This is a genomic window from Methylomarinum vadi, assembly GCF_000733935.1.
Classification (GTDB): Bacteria; Pseudomonadota; Gammaproteobacteria; order Methylococcales; family Methylomonadaceae; genus Methylomarinum; species Methylomarinum vadi.
Genome location: NZ_JPON01000001.1, coordinates 1,504,827 through 1,520,119 on the forward strand (window position 1 = coordinate 1,504,827; position 15,293 = coordinate 1,520,119).

At 53.4% G+C, this 15,293-nt stretch carries 13 protein-coding genes; 8 read left to right on the top strand and 5 right to left on the bottom strand.

What is annotated here, in order from left to right; translation table 11 throughout:
• Positions 1–198: 198 nt before the first annotated feature.
• Both EP25_RS0107630 and EP25_RS0107635 read left to right on the top strand, forming a co-directional pair.
• Positions 199–1,446, top strand: coding sequence for a hypothetical protein (locus EP25_RS0107630; protein ID WP_031433327.1), 1,248 nt, complete (start codon positions 199–201; stop codon positions 1,444–1,446).
• A gap of 16 nt (positions 1,447–1,462) precedes the next feature.
• Complete coding sequence (locus tag EP25_RS0107635) at positions 1,463–2,422, top strand: glycosyltransferase family 2 protein (protein WP_036300347.1); 960 nt, start codon at positions 1,463–1,465, stop codon at positions 2,420–2,422.
• Here the strand turns inward: EP25_RS0107635 and EP25_RS0107640 are convergent.
• Together EP25_RS0107640 and EP25_RS0107645 are read right to left on the bottom strand one after the other, a co-directional pair.
• Positions 2,419–2,871: a molybdenum cofactor biosynthesis protein MoaE gene (locus EP25_RS0107640; RefSeq protein ID WP_031433329.1), complete on the bottom strand. Its 453-nt coding sequence runs from the start codon at positions 2,869–2,871 to the stop codon at positions 2,419–2,421. The two genes, EP25_RS0107635 and EP25_RS0107640, sit on opposite strands and share 4 nt — an antisense overlap.
• Before the next feature lie 3 nt (positions 2,872–2,874).
• The gene (locus tag EP25_RS0107645; RefSeq protein ID WP_031433330.1) at positions 2,875–3,108 is read right to left on the bottom strand and encodes a MoaD/ThiS family protein; all 234 of its coding nucleotides are present in this window, start codon (positions 3,106–3,108) and stop codon (positions 2,875–2,877) included.
• Between the two features lie 55 nt (positions 3,109–3,163).
• Here EP25_RS0107645 and moaC point away from each other — a divergent pair, with 55 nt between their 5' ends.
• The 4 genes from moaC (at position 3,164) to EP25_RS0107665 (ending at position 10,236) form a co-directional block, all read left to right on the top strand.
• Positions 3,164–3,643, top strand: a complete 480-nt coding sequence (gene moaC / locus EP25_RS0107650) for a cyclic pyranopterin monophosphate synthase MoaC (protein WP_031433331.1) — start codon at positions 3,164–3,166, stop codon at positions 3,641–3,643.
• 333 nt (positions 3,644–3,976) lie between these two features.
• Positions 3,977–5,614 (top strand): NAD(P)-binding protein, encoded by a 1,638-nt coding sequence (locus EP25_RS0107655; RefSeq protein ID WP_031433332.1) that lies wholly within the window; start codon positions 3,977–3,979, stop codon positions 5,612–5,614.
• Positions 5,615–5,617: 3 nt separating this feature from the next.
• Positions 5,618–9,199 carry a pyruvate:ferredoxin (flavodoxin) oxidoreductase gene (gene nifJ, locus EP25_RS0107660; protein WP_031433333.1) on the top strand — a complete coding sequence of 1,194 codons (3,582 nt, stop codon included), beginning with the start codon at positions 5,618–5,620 and terminating at the stop codon, positions 9,197–9,199.
• A gap of 11 nt (positions 9,200–9,210) precedes the next feature.
• Complete coding sequence (locus tag EP25_RS0107665) at positions 9,211–10,236, top strand: dihydroorotate dehydrogenase-like protein (protein ID WP_031433334.1); 1,026 nt, start codon at positions 9,211–9,213, stop codon at positions 10,234–10,236.
• 277 nt (positions 10,237–10,513) lie between these two features.
• Here EP25_RS0107665 and EP25_RS0107670 read toward each other — a convergent pair whose 3' ends face one another.
• Genes EP25_RS0107670 through EP25_RS0107680 form a run of 3 tightly spaced genes read right to left on the bottom strand, consistent with a single transcriptional unit; the run spans position 10,514 to position 13,526 of the window.
• On the bottom strand, positions 10,514–11,026 hold the full coding sequence (locus tag EP25_RS0107670; RefSeq protein WP_031433335.1) for a hypothetical protein: 513 nt from the start codon (positions 11,024–11,026) through the stop codon (positions 10,514–10,516).
• Positions 11,023–11,676, bottom strand: coding sequence for a DUF6240 domain-containing protein (locus tag EP25_RS0107675; RefSeq protein WP_031433336.1), 654 nt, complete (start codon positions 11,674–11,676; stop codon positions 11,023–11,025). Before EP25_RS0107675 ends, EP25_RS0107670 begins: the two co-directional genes overlap by 4 nt.
• Entirely contained in the window at positions 11,673–13,526 is a 1,854-nt protein-coding gene (locus EP25_RS0107680) for a VWA domain-containing protein (RefSeq protein WP_031433337.1), read from the bottom strand. Before EP25_RS0107680 ends, EP25_RS0107675 begins: the two co-directional genes overlap by 4 nt.
• A 201-nt stretch (positions 13,527–13,727) precedes the next feature.
• Here EP25_RS0107680 and EP25_RS0107685 point away from each other — a divergent pair, with 201 nt between their 5' ends.
• Positions 13,728–14,900, top strand: a complete 1,173-nt coding sequence (locus EP25_RS0107685) for a phosphoglycerate kinase (RefSeq protein WP_031433338.1) — start codon at positions 13,728–13,730, stop codon at positions 14,898–14,900.
• Positions 14,901–15,050: 150 nt separating this feature from the next.
• Positions 15,051–15,290, top strand: coding sequence for a DNA-directed RNA polymerase subunit omega (gene rpoZ / locus EP25_RS0107690; protein ID WP_031433339.1), 240 nt, complete (start codon positions 15,051–15,053; stop codon positions 15,288–15,290).
• Positions 15,291–15,293: the final 3 nt, after the last annotated feature.

Genomic DNA, 15,293 nt, shown 5'->3' on the forward strand with positions numbered 1-15,293 from the left:
TTATTATTGCGCACATGATACCTTGAGATAGGTGATGAGAAAACACAAGAGGCAAAATAGCGCAAGTCCTGCCCGTTTTAATTGTTTGCTCCACTTCTTGCGGAAAGACGACCGAAAATTCCGAGTTAACGGCGTTTCGTCCTAAAATATGCTAAAAATATAGAGCAACCTCATCGCTTAAATCTTTAACCATCCCATATGTTACTCATCATTCTACCGGCCATTTGGCTATTTTTAGTGACTGCGCTTGTGCTATGGCAGAGGCGGCTCTTTCGCAAAACCTGGCAAGAACCTTATTTTTACGAAACACCGGTTTTGCTGGAAAGCGATGACTGGGGACCGGGAGGTCTCTTTCACGCCAAGCGCTTACAACGACTGTTACGGTCTTTGTCGGAGCATCGTGATTCGGTCAATCGCACGGCGGTGTTGACTGCCGACGTGGTGTTGACGGTGCCGGACACTCAAGCGATCATAGGCAGCGCGGCGGGCATCGGCCGAAAACATCTCGACAAAGATTTTCCAGAAATCTACCGGACCATGCTCGAAGGCATGGAACAGGATCACTTTGTGCCACAACTGCACGGCTTGGAGCATTTACACGGCGAGGCTTTCGCCAGACTGTGCCGCGAAGGTGACCCCAGGGTCGAATCAGCCTGTCGAGATACCGACTGGTGGGACTGGGAAACGCTCGATTCCCCGCTACAAGGCCACTATGTCGATGGTAGTACGTTGCCGACGAAAGCGGTCGATCAGGCTAAAGCGAAAGAGATTATTCGCACCGCCACCGAAACATTTCAACGCTTATTTTCTCAGCCCAGTTTATCCACCGTTGCGCCATGCTATCTGTGGAACGATACCATCGAAGCGGAATGGAACCGGCATGCCATTCATTCAATTCAAACAGCGGGGTACCGTTGCAATGGGAGAACCGAAACCGGGCGCTATGTGCAGGATAAATGCTTGATTCGAACCGGCGACAAAAACGCGACTGGGCAAGTTTATCTGGTCAGAAACGTCATGTACGAGCCGGTAGATGGCAAAAACACCGCAGATACGGCTTACCAGGAAGCCTTGCAGGCGTATCGCCAGGCATTGCCCATCACTATTTCCACCCACCGCTACAATTTCACCCGCAGCGAGGAACAATTCGAATCATCCCTTACCGGTCTGAATGCGCTATTGTCCCGTCTGTGCCGACATCTGCCTAACATACGCTTCCTATCCTCCGCCGAACTGGGTGAATCTTTGCATTATCCGGACCAACCGGTGACGAATCATTTCAACCATAAAAATTGGCCAAAATTAAGACGAATCAATGGCCCGGCCAAGATTGGCCCCTTTTTATACCGGCTGTATTACCGCCACCCCAAACTGACGAAACTCAGTTATTTCAGCGGACTCATCATTCCCGGTTGGCTGATCTGCCAATTATCGAGACGAGCATAGCAACTCAATCACATCCATGAAAATCAGCGCCGTCATACCCACTTATAATAATGCCGCTTTTATCGCCGCTGCCGTGGCAAGCATACGGAAACAGACTGTACCGGTAGCGGAAATCATCGTTGTCGACGACGGCTCAACCGATGATAGCGAAGCGGTCGTCGAAAAGATCACGCCACCGGTCACTTACATCAAGCAACCAAACCAGGGACCCTCGGCCGCCAGAAACACCGGCATCCTGGCCGCTCGCCACGACTGGATCGCCTTTCTCGATGCCGATGACCAATGGACGCCGGATAAAATCGAAAAACAAGCGGACCTGATTCACAAGTATCCCGAATTAGTCCTGGTCGCCGGCGACATGGCGGAAATCGACAGCGAAGACCGGCTAATTACCGAATCGGTATTGGCCAAACATCATTTACTGGAAAAATTTCAGAAACTGCAGGGAGGCGCAATACCCAATGCCCTGGCCGAACTGGTCAGCAAAAACTTCATTCCCACCGGCACCGTGCTGGTTAAAAAAAAGGCACTCGAAGAGTCCGGCCTGTTCAATCGGGCGATCCGTTTCGGCGAAGATTTGGAATTGTGGGCCAAAATCGCGGCCAACCATGCCATTGCCTGCATCCCCGAGGTCCTCATGTTACGTCGCCAACATGGCAATAACGCCACCCAGTTGACCGCACCGTTGCTCGAAGACCTAGTCCGCGTCATGCAATCGCTCAGATCGCATGCCTCGGAACAATTGCTTATCCAGGGCATCGATCCCAATCGCCTGGTCGCCCAAGCCTATGCGGATTTAGGATATTGGCACTTCGCTCAATATGATTTGGGCAAGGCGCGCCCAGCATTTGCGGCCAGCCTGAAACAACGGCCTTCCAAACGGGCCTTCATTTATTGGCTTAGTTGTTTGCTACCGGCGGGAATAATCAAAGCGCTAAGAGGCGTCAAAAATTTACCGGCCCTTCTGTCGTCCTAGCTTTTCCGATAACCATCCGTATTTTTGTTGACCCAGCGCGATTCGCCGGATGACAACATTTCCTTTTTCCAGAAAGGCGCCCGCGATTTTAAGGCTTCCGTGATGTAGCGGCAGGCGTCGAAAGCATCGCCACGGTGGGACGCCCAAACCGCCACCAACACGATAGGATCTTGCGGCCTGATATTGCCCACGCGATGCACCACCAAGGTTTCCAATACCTGCCAGCGTGACCCCGCCTGCTCGACGATCTTTTCCAATTGTTTTTCGGTCATGCTGGGATAATGCTCCAACATCATCCCTTTGACTTCGTCGCCCTCATTGAAATCGCGCATAGTGCCGATAAAAACGCTGGTCGCTCCATACCGGCCGGCCAATTGCGGCATTTCAGCCTGGTAGGCTTGTATTTCGTGCCAAGGGTCCAGCGCTTCCGCGTAAATCTTGATCGCCACCCGTCAGCCTCCGGTCACCGGCGGGAAAAATGCCACAATGTCTCCTTCCTGGACCGGCGCGTCCAGCTCGACATATTCCATATTGACCGCGGCCAATACATTCTCCGGCAGAGTCTGGTGAGGGTTGGCGGCCTGCCAAACATCGCGCACACAACTGATACCTTCGGCAGAAACTTCATCATCGGCTCGCTGCAACAATTCCTTCAAGCTGGCAAAATAACGGACTTTGATCGACATTAATCTTCACTCGATAATAAAATAACAAAATTATTTATGCCGATTTTACCTGACTATGTCGCAATTAACGCATTTTAATCAAGCCGGTGAAGTTCATATGATCGATGTGGGCGATAAAAAAATCACTCACCGCACAGCCGTTAGCGAAGGCTATATCGAGATGCAAACCGCCACTCTGAATCTAATCATGGCGGGTCAACATAAAAAAGGCGACGTGCTCGGCACCGCACGCCTGGCCGGAATCATGGCCAGCAAAAAAACCGCCGACTTGATTCCGCTCTGCCACCCTCTGCCGCTCTCCTATGTCGACATCAAGTTGACGCCGGAACCCGAACATAATCGCGTTCATTGCCGCACGACCGTCAAAACCACCGGCCAGACCGGTGTCGAGATGGAAGCCTTGACTGCCACGCAAGTGGCTCTACTGACCATTTACGATATGTGCAAAGCGGTCGATCGCGGCATGGTCATACAGTCAGTGCAATTGCTGGAAAAAGAAGGCGGCAAATCGGGCCACTGGCAACGAGCCGAATAATTATCCACGGCTCGAGAAAAACCTGTTTACAGCGGCTTTCACAATAATAAAATGACGGATCCACCCAATCTGTTTACTATTGTGATCCAACTATTTGATAAATAGTAAACAATCATCATAACTTTCCATAAGCCATTAAATATCAAAGGGCTATATTCAACCATCGCCTTCGTAAGCCCTTTCATACTACTAACTTCGATCCTCCTCAATATTCCCCGCCCTTGGCGCTTTACACTGGGAGAAAGAGTTTTGTATAGTTTGACACAGGAGAGCCCTTAACAAGTCAGCTTGGAAATCCCCCTTCCGAGCCCGCAAACAGCTAAAGGAACCACGATGATCAAAAAACCCGCTGACATTACCCGCCCGGCGGACCTATCACGGCACGATCATGGAACGGGGCCGATCAGAAGCCAACGCCCCGTTTATAAAGATTTTCTTCCCCCTTGCAACAACGCCTGTCCCGCCGGAGAAAACATACAGGCCTGGCTAGCGCTGGTGCAGGCCGGTCAGTACCACCAGGCCTGGCAGACATTGATGCGGGACAACCCGATGCCGGCGGTCCACGGAAGGGTTTGCTACCATCCCTGCGAGTCCAACTGCAACCGCGAATCCCTGGACGGCGCCGTCAGCATCCATGCGGTCGAGCGTTTTCTCGGCGACAAGGCGCTCGCAGAAGGTTGGCGCGTCGAGCCTGACCTACCACCCAGCGGCAAGCGCGTATTGGTCGTCGGCGCCGGTCCCAGCGGCTTGTCGGCCGCCTATCATCTCGCCCGGCTCGGCCATAACGTCGTCATTTACGATGCCGGGCCGATAGCGGGCGGCATGATGCGTTTCGGCATACCGGCCTACCGCCTGCCGAGAAAGGAGCTGGATCAAGAAATCGAAAGAATCCAATCACTGGGCGTCGAAATCGTGTTGAACCGCAAGGTCGACAATCTGCTGGCCGACAAGAAAGAAGGTAACTTCGACGCCGTGTTCGTCGCCGTCGGCGCGCATTTGAGCAAACGAATCGATATCCCGGCGCGGGACGCGCCGAAAATGTTGGACGCGGTCAGCTTCTTGCGCCAGACCGCCACCGGCACGCCCCCAAAACTGGGCCGCCGGGTAGCGATTTATGGCGGCGGCAATACCGCGATGGACGCTGCCCGCACCGCGAAACGGCTGGGCGCCGAAGAAGCCTTGATCATTTACCGACGCGACCGCGACCACATGCCGGCACACAGTTTCGAGGCCGATGAAGCCATCGAAGAAGGCGTCAAGATCAATTGGCTGCGCTCGATCAAGGAAATCGACGAAACCACCTTCAAAGTCGAAGTCATGGAAATCGGCGACGACGGTCGCGCCCGCCCCACCGGTCGCTACGAAACGCTGGAAGCCGACGCCCTGATTCTGGCGATAGGCCAGGATACCGACACCACTTTCCTGCGCGATGTTCCCGGCGTCGAATTTAAATCGGACGGCACCGTCATTGTCGATTCCGGCATGCAGACCGGTGCAACCGGTATTTTCGCCGGGGGCGATATGGTACCGAGCGAGCGCACCGTCACGGTCGCCGTCGGCCACGGCAAGAAAGCCGCCCGCCACATCAACGCCTGGCTGCGGGGCGAACGGTATGTGCCCGCCCCCAAGCATGACCCGGTCAGTTACGAACAATTACACGTCTGGTACAACACCGACGCCGAAAAAAGGGCTCAGGGGCAACTGCCACTGGAACAACGTTACGCCAGTTTCGACGAGATCGTTTCCGGCCTCAGCGCTGCCGACGCGACCTTCGAAGCGCAACGCTGTTTTTCCTGCGGCAACTGCTTCGAATGCGACGGTTGTTACGGCGCCTGCCCGGAAAAAGCCATCATCAAACTGGGTCCGGGCAAACGCTATCGCTACGACTACGATTTATGCACCGGCTGCGCGGTCTGTTACGAACAATGTCCATGTCACGCCATTGAAATGGAACCGGAAAAGGGAGCTTAAACCATGAGCGACAAACAGCTAGTCACGGTCGACGGTAACGAGGCGGTGGCCTACGTGGCCTACCGGATCAACGAAGTCTGCGCCATTTATCCGATCACGCCGTCCTCGGCGATGGCTGAATGGGCCGACCAATGGGCAACCGAAGGCAAAACCAATATCTGGGGCAACGTGCCGCTGATCGCCGAGATGCAAAGCGAGGGAGGCGCCGCCGGCGCGGTGCATGGCGCGCTGCAAACCGGCGCGCTGACCACGACCTTTACCGCGTCGCAAGGTCTGCTGCTGATGATCCCGAACATGTACAAGATCGCCGGCGAACTGACACCGGCGGTGTTCCACGTCGCGGCGCGGTCGCTGGCGGCCCAGGGCCTGTCGATCTTCGGCGACCATTCCGACGTCATGGCGGTGCGCGACACCGGCTTCGTCCTGCTCGGCTCCAGTTCGGTGCAAGAGGCGCACGATATGGCCTTGATCGCCCAGGCCGCCACCCTGGAAGCCCGGGTGCCGTTCCTGCATTTTTTCGACGGTTTTCGCACCTCGCATGAAGTCAACAAGATCGAGTTATTGAGCGACGACCAAATCGAGGCGATGATCGACAACGGCAGGGTTCGCGCTCACCGCGCCCGCGCGCTAAATCCGGATCGGCCGTTCATTCGCGGCACCGCGCAAAACCCCGACGTTTATTTCCAGGCCCGGGAAACCGTCAATCCGTTTTATGCGCGAGTTCCGGCCATCGTCCAGCAAACGATGGACCGCTTCGCCGAAGTCACCGGCCGCCGCTATCGTTTATTCGAATACGCCGGCGCCAAAGACGCCGAGCGCATCATCGTGGTCATGGGTTCGGCCGCCGAAACGGTCAAGCAAACGGCCAAGGCACTGGTGCAACAAGGCGAAAAAGTTGGCGTCCTGCATGTCCGCCTATACCTGCCTTTCGACCAGGAAGCCTTTCGCGCGACGCTGCCGCCCAGCGTCCGCGCCATCGCCGTACTGGACCGCTGCAAAGCGCCCGGCTCGACCGGCGAACCGCTGTTGCACGATGTCGTCATGACCCTGTCTGAAGCGATCGCCTCGAACAAACTGAATGCATTGCCGAAAACCATAGGCGGGCGTTATGGGCTGTCTTCCAAGGAGTTTACGCCGGCCATGGTCAAGGGCATCTACGACGAGTTAACCAAGACGCAGCCGAATAACCGTTTCACGATCGGCATCAGCGACGACGTGTCGCAAACCAGTCTCGATTACGACCCCAGCTTCTCTATCGAACCAAGCAATGTCATCTCGGCGCTGTTCTACGGTCTCGGCGCCGACGGAACGGTCGGCGCCAACAAGAACACGATCAAGATCATCGGCGAGCTGCCCGGTTTTTACGCCCAGGGTTATTTCGTCTACGACTCGAAAAAATCGGGCTCGCAGACAGTCTCCCACCTGCGTTTCGGGCCGGCGCCTATCCGCGCGCCTTATCTGGTGCAAACCGCCAAATTCATCGGCTGCCATCAGTTCAATTTCCTATTCAAGACCGACATCCTCAAGCAAGCCGCCCAGGAATCGGTATTTCTCCTTAACAGCCCCTACGGCCCTAGCGACGTCTGGGACCGGCTGCCGCGACACGTACAGGAGCAGCTCATAGCCAAGCGCCTTTCGTTTTACGTCATCGACGCCTCTGCCGTGGCCCGCGACACCGGCATGGGCAGCCGCGTCAACACGATCTTGCAAACCTGCTTCTTTGCCTTATCGGGCGTGCTTCCGAAAGATCAAGCCATCGCCAAGATCAAGGAAACGATCAAGAAGACCTACAGCAAAAAAGGCGAAGACGTGGTGCAAAAGAACTTTGCCGCGGTCGACCAAACCTTGGCTCACCTGCACCGGGTCGAGGTGCCGCGCCAGGTCACCGGCTCGCTGGAAATGCCGGCGATCGTCCCGACCGAGGCGCCCGATTTCGTCCGCGAAGTCACCGCGAAAATGATGGCGGGGCTGGGCGATAGCCTGACGGTCGGCCAATTGCCCGAGGACGGCACTTATCCCTCCGGCACGACCGCCTGGGAAAAACGCAACGTGTCACAGTTCGTTCCGGAATGGAAACCCGATTTATGCATTCAATGCGGCAATTGCAGCTTCGTCTGTCCGCATTCGGTCATCCGCGCAAAGTTCTATCACCAAAGCCAGCTGGCGTCGGCGCCGGACGGTTTCAAGTCGGCTCCAATCAGCGCGCGCGGCTTTCCCGAAACACGCTACACCCTGCAAATTTACGTCGAGGACTGTACCGGCTGTAACCTGTGCGTCAATGTATGTCCGGCGCTGAGCCTGAAGGAAAGCGGCATCAAGGCGATCAACATGAAACCCAAGGCGCCGCTATTAGAGCAGGAAAAAAACAACATCCGTTTCTTCGAGTCATTACCGGTCAACGACCGGGCGCGGGTCGATTTCTCTTCGGTGCGCGGCGCCCAGTTCCTGCAACCGCTGTTCGAATTCTCCGGCGCTTGCGCCGGTTGTGGCGAAACGCCTTACGTCAAGCTGGTGTCGCAATTGTTCGGCGACCGCCTGATCGTCGCTAACGCCACCGGTTGTTCGTCGATCTACGGCGGCAACCTGCCGACCACGCCGTGGGCGAAAAATCACGAGGGACGCGGTCCGGCCTGGTCCAATTCGCTGTTCGAGGACAATGCCGAATTCGGCCTCGGTTTCCGGCTGACCGCCGACAAGCACCGGGCACTGGCGCAACAATTGACGCGCGGTTTCGAGGCCGAACTGGGTAGCGAATTCGTCAACGACATTCTGACCGCAGCGCAACAAACCGAATCGCAAATCCTCCGGCAACGCGAACGGGTGGCCGAATTAAAGGCGGTCTTACTGCAGCTCGATTCCGAACCGGCCCGCGACTTGCTGTCCGTCGTCGACCACCTGGTCCGGCGCAGCATCTGGATCATCGGCGGCGACGGCTGGGCCTATGACATCGGCTCTGGCGGCCTCGACCATATTCTGGCCAGCGGCCGCGACGTCAACGTTCTGGTCATGGACACCGAGGTCTACTCCAATACCGGCGGCCAGATGTCCAAATCGACACCGCTGGGCGCGGTGGCCAAATTCGCCGCCGGCGGCAAATCGATCGCGAAGAAGGACATCGCCCTGCAGGCGATCTCCTACGGCAACGTCTATGTGGCGCGCGTCGCGATGGGTGCCAATCCGCAGCAAACCCTGTTGGCGATGCGCGAGGCGGAAGCTTATCCCGGTCCGTCGTTGATTTTGGCCTATAGCCATTGCATCGCCCACGGCATTCCCATGCACAGCGGCCTGCATCAACAGGAACTGGCAACCGCCAGCGGTTATTGGCCTTTGATCCGCTATAATCCGACCTTGCGCCAGGCCGACAAAAATCCGTTCGTATTGGATTCGCCGCGTCCGCGCATTCCGTTTAAGGACTATGCTTATAACGAGCTACGCTACAAAATGCTGCAACGGACCAACCCGGACGAAGCCGACCATATGCTGAAACTGGCGCAGCAGGTGGTCAACCAAAAATGGGATACCTACGAACAAATGGCGACGCAGCCTGGCAGCCATTTTCATCCCGACGCCGCCGGCATCGAATAGAGGAAACGCAGATGGATTTATCAACCCGCTACCTGGGCCTGACCTTGAAACACCCCGTCATCGCTTCTTCGTCTCCGCTGTCGGAGACACTGGAAGGGATTAAATTATTGGAGGATTCGGGCGCCTCGGCGGTCGTGATGTTTTCGCTTTTCGAGGAACAAATCCGCTACGAAAACGAAGCCTTCGACTATTTGTTGGACTCGGGCTGCGACAGCTTCGCCGAATCATTGAACTATTTCCCTCATATCGACCGCTCGCCGAAAGAGCCAGATCATTACTTGAAACTGGTCAGCAAGGCTGTCGAGGCCACCGACATTCCGATCATCGGCAGCCTGAACGGTGTTACCAGCGAGGGTTGGATCGATTATGCCAGACAGATTCAGGATGCGGGCGCCCATGCCTTGGAGCTGAATATCTTTTTCATCCCGACCGATATCGACATGCTCCCGAGCGATGTCGAGCAACGTTATTTCGACATACTGCAAGCGGTGAAAAGTTCAGTATCGATTCCGGTCGCCATCAAATTGAGTCCGTTTTTCAGCTCGATCGGCAATATGGCGAAACGCTTGGATGAAGCCGGCGCCGACGGGTTGGTACTGTTCAACCGCTTTTATCAACCCGATATCGATCTGGACCGGCTGCAGGTGGATTCACGCGCCAGCCTCAGCACGCCGGAAGAGATCAGGCTGCCGCTGCTGTGGATCGCAGTGCTGTACGGCCGCATCGAGGCATCGCTAGCCGCGAGCCGCGGCGTGCATTCGGCCAAGGAAATCGTCAAATACCTACTGGCCGGGGCCGATGTCGTGACCGTCGCCTCGGCACTGATGAAACACGGCCCGCAGCATCTGCAAACCCTCGTCAATGACCTGGAACAATGGTTGTCGGCGCGCAATTACCACTCCCTGGACGAGGTCAGAGGCGTCATGAGCCGTCTTAACGCGACCAACCCGGAAGCCTTCGAGCGGGTTAACTATATCAAAATATTGGAGAGTTTCGACAATACTCTCGCCGGCGGCAATTACGCGGCGACGCCTTAATGTGTCACGGATTGACAGGCAAACAATCATCTTTAGACACCCTATAGAAATAACGTTATGCGATTTTTACCCATCCAACATTTTCCATAACTTACACACATCAAAATAGTCAAATTTTGAATTATTAAAGGCTGCCTTTAGTCAAGCCTAAAAGCATGCAATTTGTCGCTTTCAGACCAATCATCGGCTGACTTGGTCTACAAAAGATTACGCCGGGGACGCAATTGGCCACACTTCGACCGCATGCATTAACGAATCTTGCCAGGAAGAGGAGCGACTAGTTTTTTGCTTTACTGCCGTCACCGGTTGACAATGAAGACATATCCAACCCGATATCGGCAAACGCCGCGGCCCAATCGGTTTCGAGTGTTTTTTTCTTAACGGCGGATTTGTCAGCCGACTTTGTGGCCTGAGCGGTTGATGAAGCGGCGGCCTGAGGCAGTAGCGCGAGATATTTATCCAACAATTCGCACAAATGTCGATAAAAATCACTCATCGGCTTTTGTTTCACTTGCTGTTCCAGAAACTGATATAAAAACTGTTTTTCCGCCTCGATAAAGTCTTCGCATAATTCCACCGCGACTTGCTTTTCCATTTTCTGATGACCGGTCAAATAATCGATCAACGACGATTTTCGCCGCTCTTCCCGGAGCGAAACGCTGTCGAGCAATTGTTCCAAGGCCGCATGGTTGTTTTTTTTGCGTTTCCAGCCCACAAACAAAATAGTCAACAGCAACAGTACCAGAATAAAAATAATCTCGGCCATCACAATCAGTACAACTTCATTCATGAACCTTCTCCCCCTTCGCCAAGCCCTTTGAAAGAACCGCGAGCAGACTTTTCCGCTTCCTGAAAAATCCGTAACATTTTCTTGCTGCTGTTTTCCAGCTCCAATTCCGTTTGTTTACCGCTAAAAACCCGGGTGTATTCGGTAGATATCTCATCCATCGTTTGCAGCGCCTTTTCCAACTGTTCGGCCAGCTGTTTCCCTTCTTTTTTTAACTGACTGATTTGCGCCTTGGCTCGTTCCAGCTCTTCCATAGTTCCCGAATCGACCAAGCCGTTCGTTTCTTGTAGGATTCGGCAATAAGGGTTTGCCAATTTGTTTATGGCGCGATCAATCTCTTTCAATAAGGCTGCATCTCGTTGTAGAAAAATTTGCAGAATCTGTTGATACAAAGCGTGCTCGCAATTGCGGATTTCCTGCAAGATTTCCTTTAGTTTATCGTTGTCGATTTCGCAATTTTCCTTGATCAATTCACCCAATTTTTTGCTGCGTTTGAGTTCCGCCTCCTCTAGCCGGGTGATCAATTCATTCGCCGCTACACGTTCCCGCTTTTTTCTTTTAGCAAAAATAAACAACAACGCAAAAGCCAGGACGAGTAGACCAGCCAACGCTTCCGCCATTAAAATAATCAGTGCCGTATTGAGTTCAATCATGCCAATCTATCCAAAAGTTGCTGATGTTTTTCCGCGGATTTTTTCTTGCCTATTTTGTAGACCGAGAACCCTAAACCCAATAACAACGCATTGATTCCTGCCACTACACCTGCAACCACGGCCCAACTGCCTTCTTCGCTATCAATAGTTTTCCCGACTTTCGTTTCTCTACTATTTTGCTGATTCTGTTGTTGAATTTCCGCTTTTTCAGTCACATTTTCCTGCTCTGATCGAGGAAAGATTTGTGACTGCGGTTGGTTCGCCGTTGTATCTTCCGAACCAGCTTGGGCAGTGGCTTTTTGCTGTTCTTGCAAAGCTCGAATCGAAGAACCGTCGATAATAATCGGCTTGATGGACGGCGCAATCATTGCACCACGCACGGTCTTGGCCGAAACATCGAAATTGACGATCACTCTTTCTCCTGATTCTGGCAAAGCCAGCGCCAGCAGCCAACGTCCACCTTCAGTTTTCAACTGTCTCCGCTCAACCGGTTTGTCGCCATGATTAATGACGGCATTAATACCCAATTTGCTCGTATCGATTATATTCGCATTCGGTATCAATTCCAGTTCGAACAGTTGCTTTTCATTATCGATCGATTGTTCGACTTTGACTAACGCATCCATGACTTCGACCGTCTTGACCAATTTACGCTGAAAGGTTTTTCCATCCGCGATGATTTGCAACGTATGCCTGCCTTTATCCAACGTTTGAGCAAGGGTTTGCATCCAAAAGCCCGGCTTATCCGGCGCTAGCTGCATGCGCCACTCGCTTTTTCTGTTCAATGCATCGGTTTGCACTAATAAGACTTGTACCAAACGCAAAAAGTCATCACGCCGAATCAACTCGCCCTGCTCGGTAAAATGAACAAGCACTTCGACCGACTCCCCCTCGGCAACATGAGTCGGCAAATCGTTGACCAGTAATTTTAAATCGGTCATTACCATGACTTGATTGTCGGGATCGGTTTCCGCATCGAGCGTCCACTCGCCGGTCTTAGGTTGTTTCACCGTAACCAAATCATAGCGTCTGTCCTCGACCCATGTCATGTTTTCGGGCCGGTGTTGCCGGTTATGCTCTTTGCCGTCGGGATCAATCAGGCGCGTGGCCACGGCATCTGTTTTTTTGAATACTAACAGCGAAAATTCCTTGACGCTGTCATCGATAGTGAATTTATTATCGCGCAACGGCACCGTATCATGGGGAACCGCCTGGTTAAACATGGTCAAGAAAATTTTTTGCAATTGCTCGGCCGATTGCGGCGACTCCGACCAACCTTTGGTATCCAATGCCAACCTGGCCAATAATTCTTTATCGGCTTGTCCAGACAGGGCAATCGTATGCACCTTGATTTGCCGTTGTTGCAAAACCGGAACCATGTCGCTCAAGATCCTTTCCCTCGAATCTCCGCTTTCCATGATGTCTTCCGATATATCCACTAGGCCGTCTGTCAACACAATCAGATTTTTTTGTCGTTCCTGGCCAAAACCTTCCTTCACTACTTGCTGAATGGCATTTTCGATATCGGTAAAAATCCCGCGTGAGTGAATTTTATCGACGGCCGACAGAGCCTTCTTTTTCCACTCCTGATCGACCGACGTCGTTTTGCTCAATAGTGCAGTCCCTTCCGCAAACATCCAGATACCGGCACGACTGCCGTCCGGCAATAAATGAATAAGCAACTTAACCGCGGAGATGCGGCGATTTTCCGGATCGTTTTGTTTCATGCTGCCAGAGACATCGATCAGCACATTGACGGCAATATCAGGCGTTGCACTGTTTTGCGCCACCGCGTGCGAAGTGCCGTATAGGAGTACAAAAATACCGATACATGCTCTGACCCAGAACATCATACACTGTCCACAAAAGTTAAGTCGTGATTAACAAATATAGTCCAATTAGTGGATTTATAGACTGAATCGGGTTAACAACTTAAACCTGTTTGTTGATCGCCATGAAATTTAGCGGCTCCCAATGTAAACAAGACTAGATAATCACTAACCTTTATAATAGGCAAGAAATTTAACCCATACATTCTACGAGGAAACTATATGTCGATTAAAAGAATGGTAGATCTGGATCTCACCGGTAAACGCGTCCTAATCCGTCAGGATTTGAATGTCCCCGTCAAAGACGGCAAGGTTACCAGTGACCTACGCATTCAAGCCAGTGTGCCAACCATCGAGAAAGCCCTGGAAAGCGGCGCCGCTGTCATGTTGATGTCTCATCTGGGCCGTCCCGAGGAAGGTCAATATTCCGAGGAAGCCAGTCTGAAACCCGTGGCGGAAAGATTGTCGGAACTGCTCGGCAAACCGGTTCGTCTGGAAAAAGACTGGCTGGATGGCATCGACATCGCGCCAGGTGAAGTCGTATTGTGCGAAAACGTCCGCTTCAATGTTGGCGAAAAGAAAAATAACGATGAACTGGGCCAAAAAATGGCCGCATTGTGCGATATTTTCGTCATGGATGCCTTCGGGACCGCGCACCGCGCCCAGGCCTCCACTCACAGTGTGGCGAAATACGCGCCGATCGCCTGTTCCGGCCCATTATTGAGCGCCGAACTGGATGCTTTGGGACAAGCCCTGGAACATCCGGCCAAGCCATTGGTTGCAATCGTTGGCGGCTCCAAAGTTTCCACCAAACTGACCGTATTGGAATCCCTGTCCACTAAGGTGGACCAACTGATCGTCGGCGGCGGCATCGCCAATACTTTCATCGCTGCGGCCGGTTATTCGGTCGGCAAATCGTTGTACGAGGAAGAACTGATCGACGAAGCCAAGAAACTGATGGCGCAAGCCAAAGCCAACGGTTCCGACATTCCGGTTCCGGTCGACGTGGTCTGCGCCAAGGAATTTTCCGAAAGCGCGGAAGCGACCGTGAAAAAAGTCGACGAGGTCGCCGACGACGACATGATCCTGGATATCGGCCCTGAAACCGCCAAGCAATACGCCCAAGTCCTGCAATCGGCCGGTACCATCGTCTGGAACGGTCCGGTCGGCGTATTCGAGATCGACCAATTCGGCGAAGGCACCAAATCCCTGTCGATGGCGATCGCCAACAGCGCGGCCTTCTCGATCGCCGGCGGCGGCGATACGCTGGCGGCCATCGACAAATACGGCATCAGCAACCGGGTGTCTTACACCTCCACCGGCGGCGGCGCGTTCCTGGAATTTCTGGAAGGTAAAAAGCTGCCGGCCGTCGCCATGTTGGAAGAGCGCAACTGATCCTTCAACACCGTTACGCGAGCCCGGTCAGCGCATCGCGCGACCGTCGTTGCTCGTCGCAGCCCTGCCGGGCCATTGCTTGGCAGGGCTTTTTCTTTATATAATTGCCAGTTCTGTTTTATTTTTGGCGCTAAATTAATAGGTTATATCATGGCTAGAATTACAGTCGAAGATTGCTTGGAAAATGTCGACAATCGTTTCAAACTGGTTTTATTGGCAAGCAAAAGGGCTCGTCAATTGGAAAAAGGGGCCGATGAATTCATCCCTCGTGAAAGAGATAAAAACACCGTGGTCGCCTTACGCGAAATCGCGGCCGGCCATGTCAGCGAAGATAACATTGACAAGCTATACAAATTGAGCGATGTTTCCGATACCAGTCTAGAACTATAAACC

Coding starts and splice junctions, on each gene's coding strand:
- EP25_RS0107630 (WP_031433327.1), top strand. CDS start 199: ATGTTACTCATCATTCTACCGGCCATTTGGCTATTTTTAGTGACTGCG.
- EP25_RS0107635 (WP_036300347.1), top strand. CDS start 1,463: ATGAAAATCAGCGCCGTCATACCCACTTATAATAATGCCGCTTTTATC.
- EP25_RS0107645 (WP_031433330.1), bottom strand. CDS start 3,108: ATGTCGATCAAAGTCCGTTATTTTGCCAGCTTGAAGGAATTGTTGCAG.
- moaC (WP_031433331.1), top strand. CDS start 3,164: ATGTCGCAATTAACGCATTTTAATCAAGCCGGTGAAGTTCATATGATC.
- EP25_RS0107655 (WP_031433332.1), top strand. CDS start 3,977: ATGATCAAAAAACCCGCTGACATTACCCGCCCGGCGGACCTATCACGG.
- nifJ (WP_031433333.1), top strand. CDS start 5,618: ATGAGCGACAAACAGCTAGTCACGGTCGACGGTAACGAGGCGGTGGCC.
- EP25_RS0107665 (WP_031433334.1), top strand. CDS start 9,211: ATGGATTTATCAACCCGCTACCTGGGCCTGACCTTGAAACACCCCGTC.
- EP25_RS0107670 (WP_031433335.1), bottom strand. CDS start 11,026: ATGAATGAAGTTGTACTGATTGTGATGGCCGAGATTATTTTTATTCTG.
- EP25_RS0107675 (WP_031433336.1), bottom strand. CDS start 11,676: ATGATTGAACTCAATACGGCACTGATTATTTTAATGGCGGAAGCGTTG.
- EP25_RS0107680 (WP_031433337.1), bottom strand. CDS start 13,526: ATGTTCTGGGTCAGAGCATGTATCGGTATTTTTGTACTCCTATACGGC.
- EP25_RS0107685 (WP_031433338.1), top strand. CDS start 13,728: ATGTCGATTAAAAGAATGGTAGATCTGGATCTCACCGGTAAACGCGTC.
- rpoZ (WP_031433339.1), top strand. CDS start 15,051: ATGGCTAGAATTACAGTCGAAGATTGCTTGGAAAATGTCGACAATCGT.